This is a genomic window from Pseudomonas sp. UF-293 (genome assembly GCF_058245595.1).
Genome location: NZ_JBSICA010000006.1, coordinates 1 through 21,023 on the forward strand (window position 1 = coordinate 1; position 21,023 = coordinate 21,023).

The following is a 21,023-nucleotide window of genomic DNA, read 5'->3' on the forward strand; positions in this document are numbered from 1 at the left end:
AGGGTCAGGCCGGTGTTGTCGACCGAATCAGTGATCGTAGTGACGGCTGGCGTAGCGTTCGGCACCAGATTTTCGAAATTGCCACCGGTAGCGCCAGTGATCGTGGTGCTGACGGTGCTGCCGTTGTTGTACACGTCGTTGGCCGGCGTCGGCACGTTGACGGTGCCGGTAGTCTGGCCAGCGCCAATGGTAATGGTCGAGCCGTTCGACAGTGTGACGGTTACCGGGGTTTGCGCCGGGTTGGTCAATGTCGCGGTGTAAGTGATCTGGCCACCTTCGGTCACGCTCGAACCAGCCGTCAAAGTAACGGTAGTGGTGTCGACAGTGTCGGTGACTTGCGTGGTCGCCGGGACAGTTGGCGGGGTCACGGTGATGCCGTTGCCGCCGGTTGTGCCGGTGACGGTCACGTCGATCTGGGTCGGGTCGTTATAGACCGTGTCGTTCGGCGCCAGCGGCACGTTGACGGTGCCGGTGGTGGCGCCGGCCGGAATGACGATCACTGCGCCATTGGACAGAGTGATGGTCAGGTCGGTCAGCGGCGCCTGGGTCAGGGTCGCGGTGTACACCAGCACGCCGCCGGCTTCGGTGATGGTCGGCGTGGCACTGAGGCTCAGGGTCGAATCACGCAGCGCATTGGTGGTGGTGTCGGTGGTCAGGCCGCCGGTGGTGTCCTGCGCGACTTGCCCGGCGGAGTTGATGCCCGCCGTAGGGAAGCCAATGGTCGGATCGACGCGGCCAGCGGTGGCGTCGAGCATGACGAAGCTGTGACCGCCACCGGCAGCACCACCGGTACCTGCGGCAGTTGGGCCGGCAGCGGTGGATTCGAGTGCGGTGGTCGGGTCGACCCCGGCGGCAATTGCTTGCTGCAGTTCTTCTACAGAAGGCGCAGCCTGCGCCGTCGCTTCGGCCAGGTCAGTGCTGGAGTCAGGCGAGCTGGCGCTCCACTGGGTGTCGCGGCCCAGATCGAGCATGCGGCCATCGGCCAGTTCCAGCGACACCGCGCCGGACAGACCGGTATCGATCTGGTCGCCGACATACAGGCGATCGCCTTCAACGAGTACGCGACGCACGCCCTCTGGGGACACCACGAAAACCTGACCGACAATGCTTTTGACGACGGCAACAACACTGCTCATTGAAGACTCTCCGGGGTGTCACATTCAGTTGACTTCCATGGACCTGACGGGCGTCGGCGCCACTTCAGTCTGGACGTACTTTCTATAAATGGATAACTTATTGACGCTGGGTTTTCGTCAATAATCTGGCTATAAATTATCGCGATTAACTTTATGCCAAACTATTGACCTTCTGGGAGCCATCCTAAACAATCGCCCCACTAATGTCACATTGATATTTCCGCGGCGACCTGTCCTTCAGCCTGTCATCCAGTTCCTGTTTTGAACTTTCCGACATACGGTCTTTCGGGTTGCCATCATCCGACGCAGCGCCACGTTTCTGCTGTGATTCAAGACAAGAAGTTCCGGGAAAATTCCAACCATGCGTTCGCTTTTGCTCCTTGCCGCTCCCTTCGCTCTCGCCGCCTCTTTTGTACAAGCACAATCCTTACCAGAAGCCATGCAACAGGCGCTGGATGTCCATCCGGAGATTCAGGCGGGGGTCAACAGTCGATTGGCGGCGGATTATCAGTTAAAGGCTGCGAAAGGGGGATACCTGCCCAAGGTCGATCTGCTGGGCGGTTATGGCCGCGAAGGCACTGACAGCGTAACGACCCGGGCCAATGGCGGCGGCAATCACTGGGAGACGTTGAACCGCAGTGAGTCAAGTTTACGTCTCTCGCAGATGGTTTTTGACGGTTTCGCGACGTCCAACGAAGTAGCGCGTCAACAAGCCAACGTCAGCTCCCGTGCTTACTCGCTGCTGGGCACTTCCGAGCGTACCGCGCTGACCGTCGCCCAGGTGTATCTGGACGTGCTGACCCGTCGCGAATTCGTCCGTCTGGCGGAGGAAAACCTCAAGAGCCACCAGCGCATCTACGACCAGATCCAGCTGCGCACCCAGCGCGGCGTCGGCAGCGGTGCCGACCTTGATCAGGCTGAAGCCCGTATGGCGCAGGCCCGCAACAACCTGATCACCGAACAGACCAACCTCGCCGACGCGGAAACCAACTTCCTCAGCGCCGTCGGCCAGATGCCAGACCAGCTCGAGCGTCCGGCACCGTTCATGGCGATGATGCCGGCCAACCTCAATGAGGCCCGTGCGCAAATGCTGGAAAACAGCCCGATCCTGCGTTCCGCCGAGTCGGACATCGCCGCTGCCGAGAAGCAGTTCGCCACCGCCAAATCGACCTTCTACCCACGCTTCGACGCCGAACTCGGCCGCACCGCCGACAACGATCTCGACGGCCAGAACGGACACAACAACGAATGGCAGGCCATGTTGCGCATGCGTTTCAACCTGTATTCCGGTGGCAGCAACAAGGCTGATCTGGAATCCAAGTCGTACCTGGCCAACCAGGCGCTGGACATCCGCAACAACGCCCTGCGCCAGTTGAACGAAGAGCTCGGCCTGGCCTGGAACGCCCTGAACAATGCCAATGCCCAGGTGCCGATCGCCCAGCAATACGTCGACCACAGCACCTCGGTGCGTACCGCCTACCAGCGTCAATTCAGCCTCGGCGAGCGCACCCTGCTGGACTTGCTCGACAGCGAAAACGAACTGTTCACTGCTTCGCGGCGTCTGGCGGAAATCAAGAACATTCAGTTATTTACTCAGTACCGAATCAAGGCGACCATGGGCCAATTGCTCAAAAGCCAGGGAGTGGTCGCGCCGTTGGCATCCGTTGTGCAGAACGACGTGAAGCCCAAGGTCCAGCTGCCTGGGATGAACTGAGTTATCCCTTTCAACTGTTAAAGAGTGTCGAGCGTGGAATCAGAAGTCAGTCGAGTTCAACTCAGCCATGATCCACGCGCGTTGCATGACGATCCGTTGCTGGATGGTCTGCTCGCCCTGTGCATGCTGCACCAGAAGCCTGCCAGCGCGGCGATGCTGACCACCGGCCTGCCGCTGCCCAAACAACGTTTGAGTATCGAGCTGCTGCCGCGCGCAGCGGCTCGTGCCGGCCTGCAGGGTCGGGTGTTGCAGCGCAAGCTCGAAGAAATTCCGGCGATCGCCATGCCCGCGCTGTTGTTGCTCAAGGATGGCCGCAGTGCCGTCCTGCTCGGCTGGCAGGGCGACCACGAAGCACGCGTGCTGCTCAGCGAAAGCGACGGCGGCGAGTCGGTGGTCAGCCGCGAACTGCTGAGCGACGATTACACCGGCAAAGTGTTCTTCGCCCAGCCGCAGCACAAATTCGACGTCAACCACGGCACGCTGATCCCGCGCGCACGCTCGTGGTTCCGTGACACCCTCAAGCGTTCGCGCTGGCTGTACGCCGATGCGATCGCCGCCAGTTTTCTGATCAACATCATCGCCATGGCCGCGCCGCTGTTCGTGATGAACGTCTACGACCGCGTGGTGCCGAACCAGGCCGAAGCAACTCTGTGGGTACTGGCGCTGGGCATTACCGGCGCCTATATCTTCGACCTGATCCTCAAGAGTCTGCGCAGCCTGTGCCTGGATCTGGCCGGGAAGAAAACCGACCTGATCATCTCCGCCACGCTGTTTGAGCGCATCGTCGGCATGGCGATGAAATACCGCCCGGCGCGGGTCGGCAGTTTTGCCCAGAACATCCATGAGTTTCAGAGCCTGCGCGACTTCCTCGCCTCGCTGACCCTGACCAGCCTGATCGACCTGCCGTTTACCATTCTGATTTTCATCGTCATCGCCATTCTCGGCGGGCATCTGGTGTGGATTCCGGTGCTGGCGTTCCCGATTGCCCTGCTCATCGGCTACGCCTTGCAGAAGCCGCTGATCGCGACCATGGAGCGCACCATGGCGCTGGGCGCCGAGCGCCAGTCGAGCCTGATCGAAACCCTCGCCGGTCTGGATGCGGTCAAGGTCAACAACGCCGAAAGCGAGCGCCAGTATCAGTGGGAGCAGACCATCGGCACCCTCAGCCGTCTCGAGCTGCGAGTGAAAATGCTCTCCGGCCTGGCGATGAACATCACCTTGCTGATCCAGCAACTGGCCGGGGTGATCATGATCGTCTTCGGCGTGTACCAGATCATCGCCGGCAACCTGAGCATGGGCGGGCTGATCGCCTGTTACATGCTCAGTGGCCGTGCGCTGAGCCCGCTGGCGTCGCTGTCGGGCCTGCTCACGCGCTATCAACAGGCGCGTGTGACCATGACTTCGGTCGACCAGATGATGGAGCTGCCGCAGGAGCGCAATTTCGAGGAGCGCCCGCTGAGCCGCAAGGTCTTGCAGGGTGCGATCGAATGCCGTCAGCTCAGTTTCACCTACCCGGACCAGCAGAACCCGGCGCTGAAGAACATCAACCTGGTCATCCGTCCCGGCGAGAAGATCGGCATCATTGGCCGCAGCGGTTCGGGCAAGAGTTCGCTGGCGAAACTGCTGGTCGGCCTCTACCAACCGGACGACGGTGCCTTGCTGGTCGACGGCGTGGACATCCGCCAGATCGATGTCAGCGAACTGCGCTACAACATCGGCTACGTGCCGCAGGACATTCAACTGCTGTCCGGTACGCTGCGTGACAACCTGGTGTCCGGTGCGCGTTACGTCGAAGACGAGCTGGTGCTGCAAGCCGCAGAACTGGCCGGCGTCCACGAATTCGCCCGTTTGCACCCGCAAGGCTATGAACTGCAAGTCGGCGAGCGCGGGCAGAACCTCTCCGGCGGCCAACGACAGAACGTCGCCCTGGCCCGGGCGCTGTTGCTCAATCCGCCGATTCTGCTGATGGATGAGCCAACCAGTGCGATGGACAACACCGGTGAAGAACGCCTCAAGCAACGCCTCGCAGCGGTGATTGAAAACAAGACCGTGGTGCTGGTCACGCACCGGGCATCGCTGTTGTCGCTGGTTGATCGCCTGCTGGTGATCGATCGCGGACAGATTCTCGCCGACGGCCCGAAAGCCGCCGTGATGGAAGCGTTGAAGAAGGGGCAGATCAGTGTTGCTTAAGTCCGGTGTCAAGGAGTCGATCCGTCGCTACTTCAAGGGCTCTGCCTCGCTGCAGGGCCAGCCGCTGCCGGAGGTCAACAAGGCGCTGATCGAAGACGCCCCGCGCGTCGTGCGCCTGACCATCTGGGCGATTATCGGCTTCTTCGTGTTCCTCATGCTTTGGGCCAACTTCGCCGTAATCGACGAAGTGACCAAGGGCGACGGCAAGGCGATTCCGTCGTCGAAGATCCAGAAAATCCAGAACCTGGAGGGCGGTATCGTCTCCGAGCTGTTCGTCAAGGAAGGTCAGATCGTCGAGGCCGGCGCGCCGCTGATTCGTCTCGATGACACGCGTTTCGCCTCCAACGTTGGCGAAACCGAGGCTGATCGCCTGTCGATGTTGCTGCGGGTCGAGCGTCTGAGCGCGGAAGTCGATGATCGTCCGCTGAGTTTTCCCGAGGACGTGCTCAAAGCCGTGCCGGGCCAGGCAAAAAGCGAAGAGTCGCTGTACATCAGCCGGCGTCAGCAGTTGCACGACGAAATCGGTGGTTTGCAGGAGCAGTTGATCCAGCGTCAGCAAGAGCTGCGTGAGTTCAGCTCCAAGCAGGCGCAGTACCGCCAGCAACTCGGCTTGCAGCGTCAGGAAATCAACATGTCCGAGCCACTGGTGGCGCAGGGCGCGGTCTCGCCGGTGGAAGTGTTGCGCCTCAAGCGTGCCGAAGTGGAAACCCGAGGCCAGCTCGATGCGACCACGCTGGCGATCCCGCGCGCCGAATCGGCGATCAAGGAAGTGCAGCGCAAGATCGACGAAACCCGTGGCAAATTCCGCAGCGAAGCGCTGACCCAACTCAACGAAGCGCGCACCGATCTGAACAAGGCCCAGGCCACCGGCAAAGCACTGGAAGACCGCGTCAGCCGTACGCTGGTCACCTCGCCCGTGCGGGGCATTGTCAACAAGTTGCTGGTCAACACCATTGGCGGCGTGATCCAGCCGGGCAGCGACATGGTCGAAATCGTGCCGCTGGACGACACCCTGCTGGTCGAGGCCAAGATCCGCCCGCAGGACATTGCCTTCCTGCATCCGGGGCAGGAAGCGATCGTCAAGTTCACCGCCTATGACTACACCATTTACGGCGGGCTGAAGGCGCAGCTGGAGCAGATCGGCGCGGATACCATCACCGATGAAGACAAAAAAACCACTTACTACGTGATCAAGGTACGCACCGAGCGCAGTCATTTGGGCACAGACGAGAAACCTCTGTTGATCATTCCGGGGATGGTCGCTTCGGTGGATATCATCACCGGCAAGAAGTCGGTGTTGAGCTATTTGCTCAAGCCGATTATCCGCGCACGGGCTGAGGCGTTGCACGAGCGCTAGGTCTTCAGCGCTGTTGACGCCTCATTCGCGAGCAGGCTCGCTCCCACAGGAGATTGCATTCCAACTGTGGGAGCGAGCCTGCTCGCGAAGGCGTCTTCGGGAGCGCTACATATCCGTCGGTAAGTGACACAAATCGTCACCCACCCCCTCACCATTCGCCATATCGTTATTCATTAACGGTATTTAATTTCAAATTCTTATAGCTATAAAGTCATCCGCCTGCGTACCTGCCGACCAATCGGCGCGCCGCACGACCTGAACCGACACGCAATCCAGCGTGAGTGTCTGATCGACGAGCGCGTTTGTGAGCGCGCCGTGCGTGGGAGATGATTGATGTCCGCCGCTACTGCCACCGAAAGCGCCGCAACTGCCGCGCCGCAAATCTTCGAAATTCGTCCCTTCAGCGATGCCGTCGGTGCCGAGATCGTTGGCCTCGACCTGAGCCGGCCAGTGAATGATCAGGACTTCGCGCGGATCCACCGCGCACATCTGGATCACCATGTCGTGGTCTTTCGCGATCAGCAGATCACCCCGCAACAGCAAATCGATTTCAGCCGTCGCTTCGGCGTGTTGCAGATCCATGTGCTCAAGCAATTCCTGCTGGCCAACCACCCGGAAATTCTCATTGTTTCCAACATTATCGAGAACGGCCAGAACATCGGTCTCGGTGACGCCGGCAAGTTCTGGCATTCCGATCTTTCCTATAAAGAGCTGCCGAGCCTCGGCTCGATGCTGCACGCCCAAGAGCTGCCCGCCGAGGGCGGCGATACGCTGTTCGCCGACATGCACAAAGCCTGGGACGACTTGCCGGCTGCGTTGCGCAATGCGGTTGAAGGGCGCTTTGCCGCGCACTCCTACACGGCGCGCTACAGCGAAAGCAAATTCGAAGGCAACTGGCGCCCGACCCTGACCCCTGAACAGTTGGCTCAGGTCGCCGAAGTGGTGCACCCGGTGGTGCGCACTCATCCGGAAAACGGCCGCAAGGCCTTGTTCGTCAGCGAAGGCTTCACCACGCGCATCGTCGGTCTGCCCGACGACGAGAGCCGCCAGTTGCTGGCCGAGCTCTTCGCTCACAGCGTGCTTGCGCAAAATATCTACCGCCATCAATGGGAGCCGCATGATCTGGTGTTCTGGGACAACCGTTCGCTGATCCATCTCGCCGCCGGCTGTCCTGCGCACCTGCGCCGCAAGCTGTATCGCACGACCATTCAGGGCGATGCGCCTTTCTGATTTGCCGGAGATCGACCATGAACGCCCCTTTGCCAGGCCACGCGGCCAGCAACCCGATCGCCCACAGCGAAGCGTTGCTGACCGTCGATCACGTCAGCCTCGAATACCGCACGCCGCAACGCGTGGTGCGCGCCACCCACCAAGTCAGTTTCGCCGTCGACCCCGCTGATCGTTTCGTCCTGCTCGGCCCGTCCGGGTGCGGTAAATCGACCCTGCTCAAAGCGGTGGCCGGGTTCATCCAGCCCTGCGAAGGCGAGATCCGTCTGCAAGGCCAGCGCGTCGATGCGCCGGGGCCGGACCGCATTGTGGTGTTTCAGGAATTCGATCAGCTGCCGCCGTGGAAAACCGTCAAGCAGAACGTGATGTTCCCGCTGCTCGCCTCGCGCACCTTGAACAAGAAAGACGCCGAAGAACGCGCGCTGCACTATCTGCAAAAGGTCGGTCTGGCGGCGTTCGCCGACGCCTATCCGCACACCTTGTCCGGCGGCATGAAAGCGCGGGTGGCGATCGCCCGGGCCTTGGCCATGCAGCCGAAAATCCTCTTGATGGACGAACCCTTCGCTGCACTCGATGCGCTGACCCGACGCAAGATGCAGGAGGAGTTGCTGCTGCTCTGGGAAGAGGTGCGCTTCACCCTGCTGTTCGTCACTCATTCGATTGAAGAAGCCTTGGTGGTAGGCAATCGCATCCTCTTGTTGTCGCCACATCCGGGCCGGGTGCGCGCCGAAGTGCACAGCCATCAATACGATCTGCACAGTCTCGGCGGCGTAGCGTTTCAGGAATCGGCGCGGCGCATTCATCGTCTGCTGTTCGATGAGGGCCAGGCGCCGGAGACCGAACGTGATCACGACTTCAATGACATTCGCATCGCCTATTGAGCGGCCAGGAGGACTACCCGATGAGCCATTCATCATCCGTGCGTGAAGAATTCGAAACCGTACTCGAGCCGCTGACCGCAGTGCCGGTCGAGCGCGAATTGCCGCTCGGCACGCGCCTGTGGCAACAGGGCTGGCTGCGCAAAAGCCTGATCCTGATCGTGCTGGCGATTATCTGGGAAGTGGTCGCGCGGATTCAGAACAACGACCTGATGCTGCCGAGTTTTCTGCAAACCGCGCAGGCACTGTTCGACGGTATGCTCAGTGGCGAGTTGCTGGCCAAGGTGTGGATATCTTTGGTGGTGCTGATCAAGGGTTACCTGATCGGCATCGTCCTCGCCTTTGCCCTGACGACATTGGCGGTATCGACCCAGTTGGGACGTGATCTGCTCAGTACGATGACTTCGATGTTCAACCCGTTGCCGGCGATTGCCCTGCTGCCGTTGGCGCTGCTCTGGTTCGGATTGGGCCAGAACAGCCTGATTTTCGTGCTGGTGCATTCGGTCTTGTGGGCGCTGGCGCTGAACACCTATGCGGGATTTCTCGGCGTCTCCGATACGCTGCGCATGGCCGGGCGCAATTATGGCCTCAAGGGATTGCGCCTGGTCTTGTTCATCCTGATCCCGGCCGCGCTGCCGTCGATTCTCGCGGGTTTGAAGATTGGCTGGGCGTTTGCCTGGCGCACCTTGATCGCCGCCGAACTGGTGTTTGGCGCGACCAGTGGCAAGGGCGGGCTGGGCTGGTACATCTTTCAGAATCGCAATGAGCTGTACACCGACAAGGTATTTGCCGGGTTGGCGGTGGTGATCCTGATTGGTTTGCTGGTGGAGAATCTGGTGTTTGCCACCCTCGAGCGGGTGACCGTCAAGCGCTGGGGTATGCAGCGCTGATTTCTTCATTGGCTGGGCCGGCCTCTTCGCGAGCAGGCTCGCTCCCACATGAGTACGCATTCCAAGGTGGGAGCGAGCCTGCTCGCGAAGAGGCCAGCGCTGGCATCGTCACTCTTGAGGGATGTTTGTTAGCATTGCGCCCGGATCAATCCAGATCAGCCAAGAGTGCTCAGCATGCAACTCCCGGACATGAACCTTCTGGTCGCCCTCGATGCGTTGCTCGACGAGGGCAGTGTGGTCGGCGCGGCGCGGCGGATGAACCTCAGCCCGGCGGCCATGAGCCGCACGCTGACGCGGATCCGCGACGCCATCGGCGATCCCATTCTGGTGCGCGCCGGGCGTGGCCTGGTGCCGACCCCCAAAGCCCTCGAACTGCGCGAACAGGTGCGCGACGTGGTCGAGCAGGCGGCGCTGCTGTTTCGCTCCGCCGACAGCGTCGAGCTGGGCACCTTGCGCCGGCGCTTCAGCATCCGCGCCAATGATTTCTTCGTCGGCGTTTACGGCGGCAAGCTGTTCGACACCCTCGACCAACTCGCCCCGCATTGCGAATTGCGCTTTGTCCCGGAAGGCGATGGCGACGATGAGGCGCTGCGCGAAGGGCGCATCGATCTGAGCGTCAGCAACACCCGTCCGCTCACGCCGGAAGTGAAAGTGCAGAACCTGTTCTCCACGCATTTCGTCGGCCTGGTGCGCGAAAATCATCCGTTGCTCGATGGCGAAATCACGGCTGAGCGCTACGCCGGTTTTTCCCACATCAGCATGTCGCGCCGTGGCATCGCTCGCGGCCCGATCGACACAGCGTTGAATGCATTGGGGCTGGAGCGCCGGGTGGCGGTGATCGCGCCGAGTTTCCATGCAGCGATGTTTGCCTTGCCCGACTCCGATCTGATCCTGCCGGTGCCTAAGGAGGCCCTGCTCAGCGTACGGCGGCTGGGCCTGAAACTGCGTTCATTCGACCTGCCGATTCCACTGCCCATGCTGATGCTGACCCAGGCCTGGCACCCGCGCTTCGACAAGGACCCGGCCCACCGCTGGCTGCGCGAAGCCCTCAAGACCTGCTGCGATGAAACGTGGCTGGCGGCGCAGCCATAAATCATCAGACACCATCGAATCCCTGTGGGAGCGAGCCTGCTCGCGAAGGCGTCGGGTCAGTCACCTCAATGGCGACTGTTCCACCGCTTTCGCGAGCAGGCTCGCTCCCACATAGGCATTCACCGTTGTGTCTGATGCACTTATAACCTGCCAATAAGTCAATTTTCGTCAGCATCAAGCCCCACTAAAATTCTCCGGTATTTTCACCCCCGGAGCTTTTCATTCATGACATCCCTGACGGTCTCGGCGCCTCTCGCCGCGGCCAGCCCGGCGACGGCGGTTGCGCCTCCGGTGTTCGGGGCGCGGATCATCATTGGTCTGGTCGGCGTGCTGTTGGCCGTGCTGGTCTCGGGCCTCAACGAGATGGTCACCAAAGTCGCACTGGCCGATATTCGCGGCGCGCTGCACATCGGCTACGACGAAGGCACCTGGCTGGTCGCCAGTTATACGGCGACGTCGGTTGCGGCCATGGCCTTTGCGCCGTGGTGCTCGGTGACCTTCTCGCTGCGTCGCTTCACGCTGTGCGCCATCGGTCTTTTTACCCTGCTCGGCGTGCTGTGCCCGTTCGCCCCGAATTACGAAAGTCTATTGTTGATGCGCATCCTTCAGGGCCTCGCCGGCGGCGCGCTGCCGCCGATGCTGATGACCGTCGCGCTGCGCTTTCTCCCGGCGAACATCAAGCTCTACGGGCTGGCCGGCTACGCGTTGACCGCGACGTTCGGCCCGGGGCTCGGCACGCCGCTGGCCGGTCTTTGGACCGAATACGTCGGCTGGCAATGGACCTTCTGGCAGATCATCGTGCCGTGTCTGATCGCCATGGTCGCCGTCGCCTACGGTTTGCCGCAGGATCCGCTGCGGCTGGAACGTCTCAGGACGTTCAATTGGAAAGGCCTGCTGCTTGGCTTTCCAGCGATCTGCATGCTGGTGATCGGTTTGTTGCAGGGCAGTCGACTGGACTGGTTCGAGTCGAATCTGATCTGTGGATTACTCGGTGCCGGTTCGCTGCTGCTGGTGGCTTTTATGATCAATGAATGGTCGCAGCCGATTCCGTTTTTCAAGCTGCAGATGCTCGGCATCCGCAACCTGTTGTTTGCGTTGATCACCCTCGCCGGGGTGCTGATCGTGCTGCTGGCGGTGGTGCTGATTCCGTCGAGTTATCTGGCCCAGGTGCAGGGTTATCGTCCGGCGCAAACCGCGCCGATCATGCTCATTGCCGCGCTGCCGCAATTGATCGCGCTACCGCTGGTGGCGGCGCTGTGCAATTTGCGCTGGGTCGATTGCCGCTGGGTGCTCGGTATTGGGCTGGGCATGCTCGCGCTGTCCTGCCTGGGTGGTTCGCACCTGACTTCGCAGTGGATCCGCGATGATTTCTACGTCCTGCAATGGCTGCAGATTTTCGGCCAGCCGATGGCGGTGTTGCCGCTGCTGATGTTGTCGACCGGCAGTATCACGCCGATGGAAGGGCCGTTCGCGTCGGCGTGGTTCAACACCGTCAAAGGCCTGGCCGCCGTGGTCGCCACCGGCGTCATCGAAGCGCTGACCACATCGCGCCTGCATTTCCATTCGACCATGTTGGTCGACAGCCTCGGCAATTCGCCGCTGGCCGATCACAGCGATCCGGGCCTTGCTCACCGCGTGCACGAGCAGGCGGTAGTGCTGACTTCGTCCGATTTGTACCTGTGCATGGCCGGCGTTGCCGTGGCGTTGATCCTGCTGATTTTCTGGCTGCCGACGCGGATCTATCCGCCGCGCGCGCCGACTTGACAGCTGTACTGAAACAGAAGGTTTTTTATGACTCAATCCAAGCAAAAACTCGCGGTGGCCGTGGCTGCCGCGCTGGCGGTGGGCGTGCTGGTGTATCTGGCGATGCCCGGGTTGTTCGGCCAACGCACCGAGCAAACCACCAACGACGCCTTCGTCTCTGCCGACTACACGCTGGTGGTGCCGCGCGTGGCCGGGTTCATCAAGCAGGTGCTGGTCGAAGACAACCAGCAGGTCAAGGCCGGGCAGTTGCTGGCGCTGATCGATGACCGTGATTTGCGCGCAGCGGCGGAAGCGGCGGATGCGCAAACCCTGGTCGCGCGGGCACAGTTGCAGAACGCCAACGCGACTCTGGAGCGGCAGGCTTCGCTGATTGCTCAGGCGCAGGCCACCGTGGTCTCGGCCAAAGCGGAAATGGCCTTCGCACAACAGGAACTGAACCGCTACAACCATCTCGCCGGTGTCGGCGCCGGCACCGTGCAGAACGCGCAGCAGGCACGCACGCGCATCGATCAGGCCTCGGCACGCCTCGATACCGCGACGGCGAAACTGGCGGCCGAACGCAAGCAGGTCGAGATTCTCACCGCCCAGCGCAACGCCGCTGAAGGCAATCTGAAACACGCGCAGGCGGCGCTGGAAATCGCCAGTTTCAACTTGTCCTATACGCGTATCACCGCGCCGCAGGACGGCATGATCGGCGAGCGCGCGGTGCGTGTCGGGGCTTACGTCACGCCGGGCAGCAAGCTGTTGGCGGTGGTGCCGTTGCAACAGGCCTACGTGGTCGCCAACTTTCAGGAAACCCAGTTGACCGACGTGCGGCCCGGGCAGGATGTGCAAGTGCGGGTCGACAGCCTCGGCGGCGAAGCCCTCACCGGCCGCGTCGAGAGCATTGCGCCGGCAACGGGCGTGACCTTTGCGGCGGTGAAACCTGATAACGCGACGGGTAATTTCACCAAAGTTGTACAGCGGATTCCGGTGAAGATTGTGCTGGAACCGGGCCAGCCACTGGCCGAGCGCTTGCGGGTGGGGATGTCGGTGGAGGCGAGTATTGATACCGCCAGCTCGACGGCGTCCGGGCGCGAGGTGACGCAGCGATGATCGGTGTTGAATCGGCTGTCGCCTTCGCGAGCAGGCTCGCTCCCACATTTTTTAATGCGTTCCCCCTGTGGGAGCGAGCCTGCTCACGAAAAAGCCAGTGGCAGCAGCTAACCTTCAGTGCCTTGCTCACAATGAGTCTCACCGCCTGCACTGTCGGCCCAGATTTCCAGAAACCCGAAGTCCCTCAGCCTGCCGACTGGGCCAAACCTGCCCGGTCCGCCCCAAGCCAGGCCGTCAGCGAACCCCTGAACGAACGCTGGTGGGAAACCTTCCACGACCCGCAGCTTTCCGCGCTTACCCAGCGCGCGCTGAACAGCAACCTCGACCTGCAACTGGCCAGCAGCCGCCTGCAACAAAGCCGCGCCGCGCGTCAGGTGATCACCGCCGAGCGTTATCCGAACAGCACCGCCAGCGGCAGCTACGGGCGCAAACGCAACAGTGGCAAAGGCTTGAACGATCCATCGGGAAATAACGGCGACGAGGCTTTCAATCTGTGGGATGCCGGTTTCTCGGCGTCATGGGAACTGGACTTCTGGGGCCGCGTGCGCCGTGAAACCGAAGCTGCTGATGCCAACCTCGAGGTGGCGGAAAACGATCGTCGCGGCGTGCTGCTGACGGTGCTTGCCGACACCGCGCAAAACTACATTCAGCTGCGCGGGGTGCAGAGCACCCGCGCCGTCACCGAGCAGAATCTCGATGTCGCCCGCCACAGCCTTAAACTCTCGCAGCTGCGGCTGGCCGATGGCGTGGCCACCGATCTGGATGTCGCCGAAGCCGCCGCGCAAGTCGCCGCCATCGAAGCACGGCTGCCGGCACTTGAGCAGCGTCAGGCGCAACTGATCAACGCAATCAGTCTGCTGATGGGCGAACCGCCGCAGGCCCTCGCTCAAGCGTTATCCACAGACGCGGCAGTGCCGCAGTCGCCACTGCAAGTCGCCATCGGCCTGCCGTCGCAATTGGCCGAACGTCGCCCCGATATCCGCCAGGCCGAAGCGCGTCTGCATGCCGCCACCGCCAACATCGGCGTGGCCAAGGGCGATTTCTATCCGCGCATCACCCTGTCCGGCAACCTCGGTTCGCAAGCGATGCAACTCAGCGATTTCGGTTCATGGGGCTCGCGTGCCTTTGCCATCGGCCCGCAATTCAGCCTGCCGTTGTTCGACGGCGGTCGCCTGCGCGGCATGCTCCAACTGCGTGAAGCCCAACAGCAGGAAGCGGCCATCGCCTACCAGCAGACTGTGCTGCGCGCCTGGCATGAAATCGACGATCAAATCACCGCGTACAACGCCAGCCAGCGTCGTCGCGACAGCCTCGCCGAAGCCGTGCGCCAGAATCAGATCGCCCTGCGCACCGCGCAACAGCAATACGTCGAAGGCGTGGTCGATTTCGTCAACGTCCTCACCGTACAGAGCGCCTTGCTCGCCACGCAGGAACAATGGGTGGAAAGCTCGACCGGCGTGTCCCTGGCGATGGTCGGTTTATACAAAGCGTTGGGCGGCGGATGGCAATCGGTCTATCCGGCAGAGCAACTGGCCGCAGGCTCGCCGGACGTCGCCAGACCCTGAACCCGCAGCGACAGCTATGATCAACTCCACTGCAGCAAACGGCGTAACGCCGGAACCGAATTGCAGAGGAGTTGCATCATGGAAAATCCGCAGCACAGCCTACCGGCCCTGTTCAAACAACTCGGCCTCGCCGACGACCCGACCGGCATCGACCAATTCATCGCCAGCCATTCCCCGCTCAAACCGGAATTGCATCTGGCCGACGCGTTTTTCTGGACGGAAAGTCAGGCGGAGTTTCTGCGCGAGGAGATTCTGGATGATGCGGATTGGGCGGAGGTGGTGGATCAGTTGAATGTGATGTTGCGTAAGGGGCGGGCTGATTACTTCGGCTGAGGCCAAGTCCGTGCCGTATGCACCAGCGCCATGATCCAGACGGCGTCTCACTCCGTTTGATAGACAAGACGGTAACTGGGATGCGGAATCATTTCACGCGTACCGGCAATAATGCCGGTACGGCCAATCAACGGATTGTCGGAAAGGCGATGAACCGCTTCGCTGAAGCGCAGATCCATTTCAATGGCCGCTCTTGGGTTGGCGGCCTGCAAGTAGTCCCAAATGTCTGCACGATCCTGTGCGGCGGCTGGCGTCCATATGATTTTCATAGGTGATCTTCTGCCTGCCTGCGATTTGCCGCGAGCGCTGCTTCTACGTCTTCGTTGTTCAATCCGTCTCCGGCACGTACGGATTCCCGAGCGATTTCAACCTTGCGTTGCAGGAACGCTTCATATTCGCGGGCCTCTCGCTGGGTTTGAACATACTGACGCATCATGTCTCGCATGATTTGCGACGCCGGCCGGTGTGCCGCTTCGGCTTCCGCCATGAACTCCTCCCGCAGTTCCGGCTCCAGTTTCATGGTGAAAACGGCTTGTTTTGACATATCAGGCTCCTGAATTAGGTGATGACAACGTATACACCTTGTCAGTATCGATGGAGAAAGCTTTGAGTCAGATAGGGCGACTAACGGAGAGATTTGTTTCAAAACTTGACTGAAATTCCCCTCCAATGCGATATTGATAGTTAGCAAACTAACAGTGTCCGTTATCCCGTGTCCGATTCCCTCGACAGTCTTCAGATGAACATCAGCAGCGCCATGGTGGTGGCCGCCCGGCATTGGCGGAAGATCTGCCAGACCACGCTGGTCAACTACGGAATTTCCGAAGCCTGCGCCGTGCCTTTGTTGATGATCGGGCGTTTGGGCGAGGGCGTGCGTCAGGTGCAAGTCGCCCAGGCTGCGGGGATGGAGAGTCCTTCGCTGGTGCGGTTGCTCGATCAGTTGTGCCATGCCGGTTACGTCTGTCGCACCGAAGACGCTCAGGATCGCCGCGCCAAGTGCCTGAGCCTGACCGATACCGGCCGCGAGCTGGTGCAAGCGGTCGAAGCCGAGCTGGTGCGCTTGCGCCACGAAGTGCTGGAAGGCATCGAGCGCAGCGATCTGGAAGCTACGCTTCGGGTACTGAGGGCTTTTGAGGCGGCGAGTTCGCCTGTGGTGGTCAATTCTTGAACGGTTTTTTCACTGGCATGCCGCCGGCCCGTGACTGGTTTTACGGGGTCCGTACTTTTGCAGCGTCGATGATCGCGCTGTACATCGCCTTGCTCATGCAAATGCCGCGTCCGTACTGGGCGATGGCCACGGTGTACATCGTTTCCAGCCCGTTTCTCGGCCCGACCAGTTCCAAAGCGCTGTACCGCGCGGCGGGCACTTTCCTGGGCGCGGCGGCGGCGGTGCTGTTCGTGCCGATGTTCGTGCAGAGTCCCTATGTGCTGGTGGTGGTGATCGCGTTGTGGACCGGCATTCTGCTGTTCATGTCCCTGCATCTGCGCACGGCCAACAGTTATGCGCTGATGCTGGCCGGTTACACCTTGCCGCTGATTGCTCTGCCGGTGGTCGATAATCCGCTGGCGGTGTGGGACGTAGCCGAGGCGCGTACCGAAGAGATTTTCCTTGGCATCGCCGTCGCTGCGGTGGTCGGTGCGATGTTCTGGCCGCGACGGCTGGCGCCGGTGTTCAACGACGCGGTAAGCAAGTGGTTCGCCGATGCGACGAGCTACAGCCTGAAGTTTCTCAGCCGCGATGTGCAGCCGGAAGAAGTCACCGCGCTGCGCATGGCCATGGTCGCCAATTTCAACAGCCTCGAGTTGATGATCGGCCAGTTGCCCCACGAAGGCGCGCGGCCACAAACCGTGCGCAACACCAAGGAACTGCGCGGGCGAATGATTCATCTGTTGCCGGTGATCGATGCCCTTGAGGATTCGCTGTACGCCCTCGAACGCCGCACCCCGGAGCTGGTGGAAAAATTCCAGCCGTTGCTGACCGCGACCCGGGAATGGCTGGGCCACGCAGACGCCAATCTCGAGCGCTGGCAAGCGCTGAGAGATCAACTCGACGCACTGCAACCAAGCGCCGAAGCGCTGGAAGACCGCAAACAGTTGCTGTTCTCCAACGCGATCTACCGCCTCGGTGAATTCATCGATCTGTGGCAGGACTGCCGCAGCCTGCAGGATGCGATCCTGTGCGAGCGCCAGGACAACTGGCGCGCGGTGTACCGGCACTGGCGCCTCGGCCGGTTGACGCCGTTCATCGATCGCGGGCTGATGTTGTATTCGGTGGCTTCGACCATTCTGGCGATCATCGTTGCTTCGGTGCTGTGGATCCTGCTCGGCTGGCCGGACGGCGGCAGCGCGGTGATCCTGGCGGCGGTGGCGTGCAGCTTCTTCGCCTCGATGGACGACCCGGCACCGCAGATTTACCGGTTCTTTTTCTGGACCGGGATGTCGGTGCTGTTCGCCAGCCTTTATCTGTTCCTGATTCTGCCCAACCTGCATGATTTTCCGATGCTGGTTCTGGCGTTTGCCGTGCCGTTCATTTGCATCGGTACGCTGACGGTGCAGCCGCGCTTCTACCTCGGCATGCTGCTGACGCTGGTCAACACTTCCTCGTTCATCAGTATTCAGGGCGCGTACGACGCTGACTTTTTCGCCTTCGCCAACTCCAACCTGGCCGGGCCGCTGGGGCTGTTGTTCGCCTTTATCTGGACGCTGGTGGCGCGACCGTTCGGCGCCGAGCTGGCGGCCAAGCGTCTGACCCGATTCAGCTGGAAAGACATCGTCAGCATGACCGAACCGGCCAGCCTCGCCGAACATCGGCATTTGGGTGTGCAGTTGCTCGATCGGCTGATGCAGCACCTGCCGCGTCTGGCCCTGACCGGTCAGGACACCGGCATCGCCATGCGTGAAGTGCGTGTCGGTCTGAATATGCTCGATCTGCTTGCCTACACCCCGCGCGTCACCGGCGTGCCAAACGCCCTGTTGCGACAGGTGGTGGGCGAGGTTGGCGAGTATTTCCGCGCGTGCCTCAAAGCCGACGAACGCCTGCCGGCGCCGAGCGGTCTGCTGATGACCCTTGATCGCACCCGCCGTGCGCTCAACGGCCAAGGCGACGATGAAACCCGTCGCCACCTGTTGCACGCCTTGAGCGGTCTGCGTCTTGCCTTGCTGCCCGGCGTCGAGTTCGTCTCCAGCGCCGAGCCCGAAGAACCGCTGCCCGATGGAGCGCCCCTATGATCGGTGATCTGGATATCAGCGGCATTTTCCTGCCGACCCTGCTGGTGCTGATGGGCATTACTTACGTGCTGTTTTTGTTGGTGCATGGCGTGCTGCAACGCCTGCACTTTTACCGTCTGGTCTGGCACCGGGCATTGTTCAACGTGGCGCTTTACGCCGTGCTGCTGTACGGCGTGGACTCACTCAGTCGATACCTGATGACATGAAAAAACCGTTTCTGACCATCGGTCGCGTGGTTCTGACCCTGCTGATCGTGACTTTTGCCGTTGTCCTCGTCTGGCGCATGGTGATGTATTACATGTTCGCGCCGTGGACTCGCGACGGCCACATTCGCGCCGACATCATCCAGATCGCCCCGGACGTGTCCGGGTTGATCCAGCAGGTCGAGGTGAAGGACAACCAGTTGATCAAGCGTGGTCAGGTGCTGTTCAGCATCGACCAGGACCGCTTCAAACTGGCCCTGCGCCAAGCCAGGGCCGCGGTGGCCGATCGCGAAGAAACCCTCGCCCAGGCCCAGCGTGAAGCCAAGCGTAACCGTGGCCTCGGCAATCTGGTGCCGGCCGAGCAACTGGAAGAAAGCCAGTCGCGGGTGGCCCGCGCGCAATCGGCGCTGGCCGAGGCGTTGGTAGCGGTGGACAGTGCGCAGCTCAACCTCGATCGTTCGGTGATCCGCAGCCCGGTCGATGGTTACGTCAACGACCGCGCGCCGCGTCCGCAGGAATTCGTCACCGCCGGGCGTCCGGTGTTGTCGGTGGTCGACAGCAACTCCTTTCATATCGATGGCTATTTCGAAGAAACCAAACTCGACGGTATTCATGTCGGGCAATCGGTGGATATCCGCGTGATCGGTGACCGCGCGCGGTTGCGCGGGCATGTCGAAAGCATCGTCGCCGGTATCGAAGACCGCGACCGCACCAGCGGCAGCAACCTGCTGCCCAACGTCAATCCGGCGTTCAGTTGGGTACGTCTGGCACAGCGGATTCCGGTGCGCATCGCTTTTGATGAGGTGCCGGCCGACTTCCGCATGATCGCCGGGCGTACCGCCACCGTGTCGATCATCGACGACCAACATGAGGAGTCGCAGCCATGAGCAGGGCCTGGTTGATCGCCGGGTTGGGCGTGATGCTCTCGGCCTGTCAGATGGTCGGCCCGGATTATCAGGTGCCCGCCGACGCGGCGGTGCAGCGCAAGGACATTCAGGGTGAGCTGGCAGTCGCCGGTAAACCGGTGGTTTCGGCACCCGTCCCGGCGGACTGGTGGCGACTATATAAAGACCCGCGCCTTGATCAACTGGTGCAGCAGGCCATGGCTTCCAACACCGATTTGCGTGTAGCGGCGGCGAACCTGTCGCGGGCGCGCGCCCAGGTGGATGAAGCCGAGGCCGCTGGCGGTTGGAGTGGTGGGGTGAAAATGGGTGCGCAACGTTTGCAGGAATCCGGTCAGGCGTTCCTCCTGCCGGAAAAAGTCCCGGTGGCCAACATCGCCGATATCGGCATCAGCGCTTCGTACCAGTTCGACCTGTGGGGCACTTTGCAGCGCGGTATCGAAGCGGCGAAAGCCAATGCCGATGCGACTCAGGCTGCCGCCGACACTGCGCGTATCACCTTGGTGGCGGACGTGGTTCGTGCTTACACCCAGGTCTGCGCCGCCAATGAAGAGCGGGAAATCGCCGAGCATTCCCTCGATCTGCAGTCGCAGAGCACTACGCTGATCCAGCGTCTGCGTGATGCCGGGCGTGGTGACGAAACCCAGGTCACCCGTTCGCAGACCCAATTCAAATCCCTGCGCGCCGACTTGCCGCGTTATGAAGCGGCGCGGCAGGCCGGGCTGTTCCGTCTGTCGATGCTGCTGGCCAAACCGGTCGAGCAATTGCCGGCAGGTACGGCAAGTTGCGCCGAGTTGCCGAAGATCGCGCAACTGGTGCCGGTCGGTGACGGCGCTGCGCTGCTCAAGCGCCGCCCGGATATTCGTCAGGCCGAGCGGCGTCTTGCGGCGGCTACCGCCGGCATTGGTATCGCCACCGGCGAGCTGTACCCGGACATCAGCATCGGCGCGACCATCGGCACCGTCGGCATCATTGATGACCTTGGCGACCCGTCGACCAACCGCTGGGGCTTCGGCCCGTCGCTGAGCTGGAAAGTGCCGACCAACGGCGCCCGTGCACGCATCCGTGAAGCCGAGGCCAACACCCAGGGCGCGCTGGCACATTTCGACGGCGTGGTGCTTAACGCCATCCGCGAGACGCAGACCGGTCTGGCCCAGTACAGCGCACTGCTGCAACGCCGCGATGCGCTGGCCGAAGCCGAGCAGTCGGCCAAGCTCGCCGCCGAGCAGACGCACCGCTTCTTCCAGGCCGGCCGCGAGTCGTTCCTCGCCGACCTGCAAGCGACGCGCACCTACACCGATGTCACCGCGCAACTGGCCGCCGCCAACACTCAGGTCGCGATGAGCCAGATCGATTTGTTCCTCGCCCTGGGCGGTGGCTGGGAAAGCGGACGAACGAACACCTCGGGCGCCAGCAAACCCTGAGGCCGTTGCTATGCTTTGAAGTGTT

General features: G+C 61.6%; 19 protein-coding genes. 16 read left to right on the plus strand and 3 right to left on the minus strand.

The window, feature by feature from the left end; all coding sequences use genetic code 11:
* Window positions 1-1,136 (minus strand): retention module-containing protein (locus AC4IHP_RS08950; protein WP_490831507.1); only part of this gene is annotated, 1,136 nt, incomplete at its 3' end.
* Between the two features lie 361 nt (window positions 1,137-1,497).
* Here AC4IHP_RS08950 and AC4IHP_RS08955 point away from each other — a divergent pair.
* From AC4IHP_RS08955 to AC4IHP_RS09005, 11 genes are all read left to right on the plus strand, one after another.
* The gene (locus tag AC4IHP_RS08955; RefSeq protein ID WP_039756280.1) at window positions 1,498-2,850 is read left to right on the plus strand and encodes a TolC family outer membrane protein; all 1,353 of its coding nucleotides are present in this window, start codon (window positions 1,498-1,500) and stop codon (window positions 2,848-2,850) included.
* Between the two features lie 33 nt (window positions 2,851-2,883).
* Window positions 2,884-5,040: a type I secretion system permease/ATPase gene (locus AC4IHP_RS08960; protein ID WP_490831508.1), complete on the plus strand. Its 2,157-nt coding sequence runs from the start codon at window positions 2,884-2,886 to the stop codon at window positions 5,038-5,040.
* Window positions 5,030-6,397, plus strand: a complete 1,368-nt coding sequence (locus AC4IHP_RS08965) for an HlyD family type I secretion periplasmic adaptor subunit (protein WP_471878398.1) — start codon at window positions 5,030-5,032, stop codon at window positions 6,395-6,397. The genes AC4IHP_RS08960 and AC4IHP_RS08965 overlap by 11 nt, the downstream gene beginning before the upstream one ends.
* Window positions 6,398-6,730: 333 nt before the next feature.
* The gene (locus AC4IHP_RS08970) at window positions 6,731-7,627 is read left to right on the plus strand and encodes a TauD/TfdA dioxygenase family protein (protein WP_490831509.1); all 897 of its coding nucleotides are present in this window, start codon (window positions 6,731-6,733) and stop codon (window positions 7,625-7,627) included.
* A 17-nt stretch (window positions 7,628-7,644) separates the two neighbouring features.
* On the plus strand, window positions 7,645-8,505 hold the full coding sequence (locus AC4IHP_RS08975; protein WP_460122711.1) for an ABC transporter ATP-binding protein: 861 nt from the start codon (window positions 7,645-7,647) through the stop codon (window positions 8,503-8,505).
* 20 nt (window positions 8,506-8,525) lie between these two features.
* A complete protein-coding gene (locus AC4IHP_RS08980; RefSeq protein ID WP_490831510.1) occupies window positions 8,526-9,392 on the plus strand; it encodes an ABC transporter permease in 867 nt (288 codons plus the stop codon).
* 174 nt (window positions 9,393-9,566) lie between these two features.
* Window positions 9,567-10,484 carry a LysR family transcriptional regulator gene (locus AC4IHP_RS08985; protein ID WP_490831511.1) on the plus strand — a complete coding sequence of 306 codons (918 nt, stop codon included), beginning with the start codon at window positions 9,567-9,569 and terminating at the stop codon, window positions 10,482-10,484.
* 225 nt (window positions 10,485-10,709) lie between these two features.
* Window positions 10,710-12,248, plus strand: coding sequence for an MFS transporter (locus AC4IHP_RS08990; RefSeq protein WP_490831512.1), 1,539 nt, complete (start codon window positions 10,710-10,712; stop codon window positions 12,246-12,248).
* Between the two features lie 27 nt (window positions 12,249-12,275).
* Entirely contained in the window at window positions 12,276-13,343 is a 1,068-nt protein-coding gene (locus AC4IHP_RS08995) for an HlyD family secretion protein (protein ID WP_490831513.1), read from the plus strand.
* On the plus strand, window positions 13,340-14,908 hold the full coding sequence (locus AC4IHP_RS09000; RefSeq protein ID WP_490831514.1) for an efflux transporter outer membrane subunit: 1,569 nt from the start codon (window positions 13,340-13,342) through the stop codon (window positions 14,906-14,908). The genes AC4IHP_RS08995 and AC4IHP_RS09000 overlap by 4 nt, the downstream gene beginning before the upstream one ends.
* A gap of 78 nt (window positions 14,909-14,986) precedes the next feature.
* Window positions 14,987-15,241, plus strand: coding sequence for a DUF2789 domain-containing protein (locus AC4IHP_RS09005; RefSeq protein ID WP_490831515.1), 255 nt, complete (start codon window positions 14,987-14,989; stop codon window positions 15,239-15,241).
* A 47-nt stretch (window positions 15,242-15,288) separates the two neighbouring features.
* Here the strand turns inward: AC4IHP_RS09005 and AC4IHP_RS09010 are convergent, their stop codons facing one another.
* Together AC4IHP_RS09010 and AC4IHP_RS09015 are read right to left on the minus strand one after the other, a co-directional pair.
* Complete coding sequence (locus AC4IHP_RS09010) at window positions 15,289-15,510, minus strand: type II toxin-antitoxin system RelE/ParE family toxin (protein ID WP_490831516.1); 222 nt, start codon at window positions 15,508-15,510, stop codon at window positions 15,289-15,291.
* Window positions 15,507-15,785, minus strand: a complete 279-nt coding sequence (locus tag AC4IHP_RS09015; protein ID WP_490831517.1) for an antitoxin of toxin-antitoxin stability system — start codon at window positions 15,783-15,785, stop codon at window positions 15,507-15,509. Before AC4IHP_RS09015 ends, AC4IHP_RS09010 begins: the two co-directional genes overlap by 4 nt.
* Before the next feature lie 195 nt (window positions 15,786-15,980).
* Here AC4IHP_RS09015 and AC4IHP_RS09020 point away from each other — a divergent pair, with 195 nt between their 5' ends.
* The 5 genes from AC4IHP_RS09020 to AC4IHP_RS09040 are packed head-to-tail and all read left to right on the plus strand — an operon-like array spanning window position 15,981 to window position 20,998.
* The gene (locus AC4IHP_RS09020) at window positions 15,981-16,409 is read left to right on the plus strand and encodes a MarR family winged helix-turn-helix transcriptional regulator (RefSeq protein WP_016772266.1); all 429 of its coding nucleotides are present in this window, start codon (window positions 15,981-15,983) and stop codon (window positions 16,407-16,409) included.
* Complete coding sequence (locus AC4IHP_RS09025) at window positions 16,406-18,469, plus strand: FUSC family protein (protein WP_490831518.1); 2,064 nt, start codon at window positions 16,406-16,408, stop codon at window positions 18,467-18,469. Before AC4IHP_RS09020 ends, AC4IHP_RS09025 begins: the two co-directional genes overlap by 4 nt.
* On the plus strand, window positions 18,466-18,675 hold the full coding sequence (locus AC4IHP_RS09030; RefSeq protein ID WP_016772264.1) for a DUF1656 domain-containing protein: 210 nt from the start codon (window positions 18,466-18,468) through the stop codon (window positions 18,673-18,675). The genes AC4IHP_RS09025 and AC4IHP_RS09030 overlap by 4 nt, the downstream gene beginning before the upstream one ends.
* Window positions 18,672-19,559: an efflux RND transporter periplasmic adaptor subunit gene (locus AC4IHP_RS09035; protein ID WP_460122729.1), complete on the plus strand. Its 888-nt coding sequence runs from the start codon at window positions 18,672-18,674 to the stop codon at window positions 19,557-19,559. Before AC4IHP_RS09030 ends, AC4IHP_RS09035 begins: the two co-directional genes overlap by 4 nt.
* Complete coding sequence (locus tag AC4IHP_RS09040) at window positions 19,556-20,998, plus strand: efflux transporter outer membrane subunit (RefSeq protein ID WP_460122731.1); 1,443 nt, start codon at window positions 19,556-19,558, stop codon at window positions 20,996-20,998. Before AC4IHP_RS09035 ends, AC4IHP_RS09040 begins: the two co-directional genes overlap by 4 nt.
* Window positions 20,999-21,023 lie beyond the last annotated feature (25 nt).

What these genes read in the sequence shown, in the direction of transcription:
- AC4IHP_RS09035 (WP_460122729.1), top strand. Translation starts at nt 18,672, where the DNA reads ATGAAAAAACCGTTTCTGACCATCGGTCGCGTGGTTCTGACCCTGCTG.
- AC4IHP_RS09010 (WP_490831516.1), bottom strand. Translation starts at nt 15,510, where the DNA reads ATGAAAATCATATGGACGCCAGCCGCCGCACAGGATCGTGCAGACATT.
- AC4IHP_RS09040 (WP_460122731.1), top strand. Translation starts at nt 19,556, where the DNA reads ATGAGCAGGGCCTGGTTGATCGCCGGGTTGGGCGTGATGCTCTCGGCC.
- AC4IHP_RS08970 (WP_490831509.1), top strand. Translation starts at nt 6,731, where the DNA reads ATGTCCGCCGCTACTGCCACCGAAAGCGCCGCAACTGCCGCGCCGCAA.
- AC4IHP_RS09030 (WP_016772264.1), top strand. Translation starts at nt 18,466, where the DNA reads ATGATCGGTGATCTGGATATCAGCGGCATTTTCCTGCCGACCCTGCTG.
- AC4IHP_RS08995 (WP_490831513.1), top strand. Translation starts at nt 12,276, where the DNA reads ATGACTCAATCCAAGCAAAAACTCGCGGTGGCCGTGGCTGCCGCGCTG.
- AC4IHP_RS09005 (WP_490831515.1), top strand. Translation starts at nt 14,987, where the DNA reads ATGGAAAATCCGCAGCACAGCCTACCGGCCCTGTTCAAACAACTCGGC.
- AC4IHP_RS08980 (WP_490831510.1), top strand. Translation starts at nt 8,526, where the DNA reads ATGAGCCATTCATCATCCGTGCGTGAAGAATTCGAAACCGTACTCGAG.
- AC4IHP_RS08985 (WP_490831511.1), top strand. Translation starts at nt 9,567, where the DNA reads ATGCAACTCCCGGACATGAACCTTCTGGTCGCCCTCGATGCGTTGCTC.
- AC4IHP_RS08990 (WP_490831512.1), top strand. Translation starts at nt 10,710, where the DNA reads ATGACATCCCTGACGGTCTCGGCGCCTCTCGCCGCGGCCAGCCCGGCG.
- AC4IHP_RS09000 (WP_490831514.1), top strand. Translation starts at nt 13,340, where the DNA reads ATGATCGGTGTTGAATCGGCTGTCGCCTTCGCGAGCAGGCTCGCTCCC.
- AC4IHP_RS09020 (WP_016772266.1), top strand. Translation starts at nt 15,981, where the DNA reads ATGAACATCAGCAGCGCCATGGTGGTGGCCGCCCGGCATTGGCGGAAG.
- AC4IHP_RS08975 (WP_460122711.1), top strand. Translation starts at nt 7,645, where the DNA reads ATGAACGCCCCTTTGCCAGGCCACGCGGCCAGCAACCCGATCGCCCAC.
- AC4IHP_RS08955 (WP_039756280.1), top strand. Translation starts at nt 1,498, where the DNA reads ATGCGTTCGCTTTTGCTCCTTGCCGCTCCCTTCGCTCTCGCCGCCTCT.
- AC4IHP_RS09015 (WP_490831517.1), bottom strand. Translation starts at nt 15,785, where the DNA reads ATGTCAAAACAAGCCGTTTTCACCATGAAACTGGAGCCGGAACTGCGG.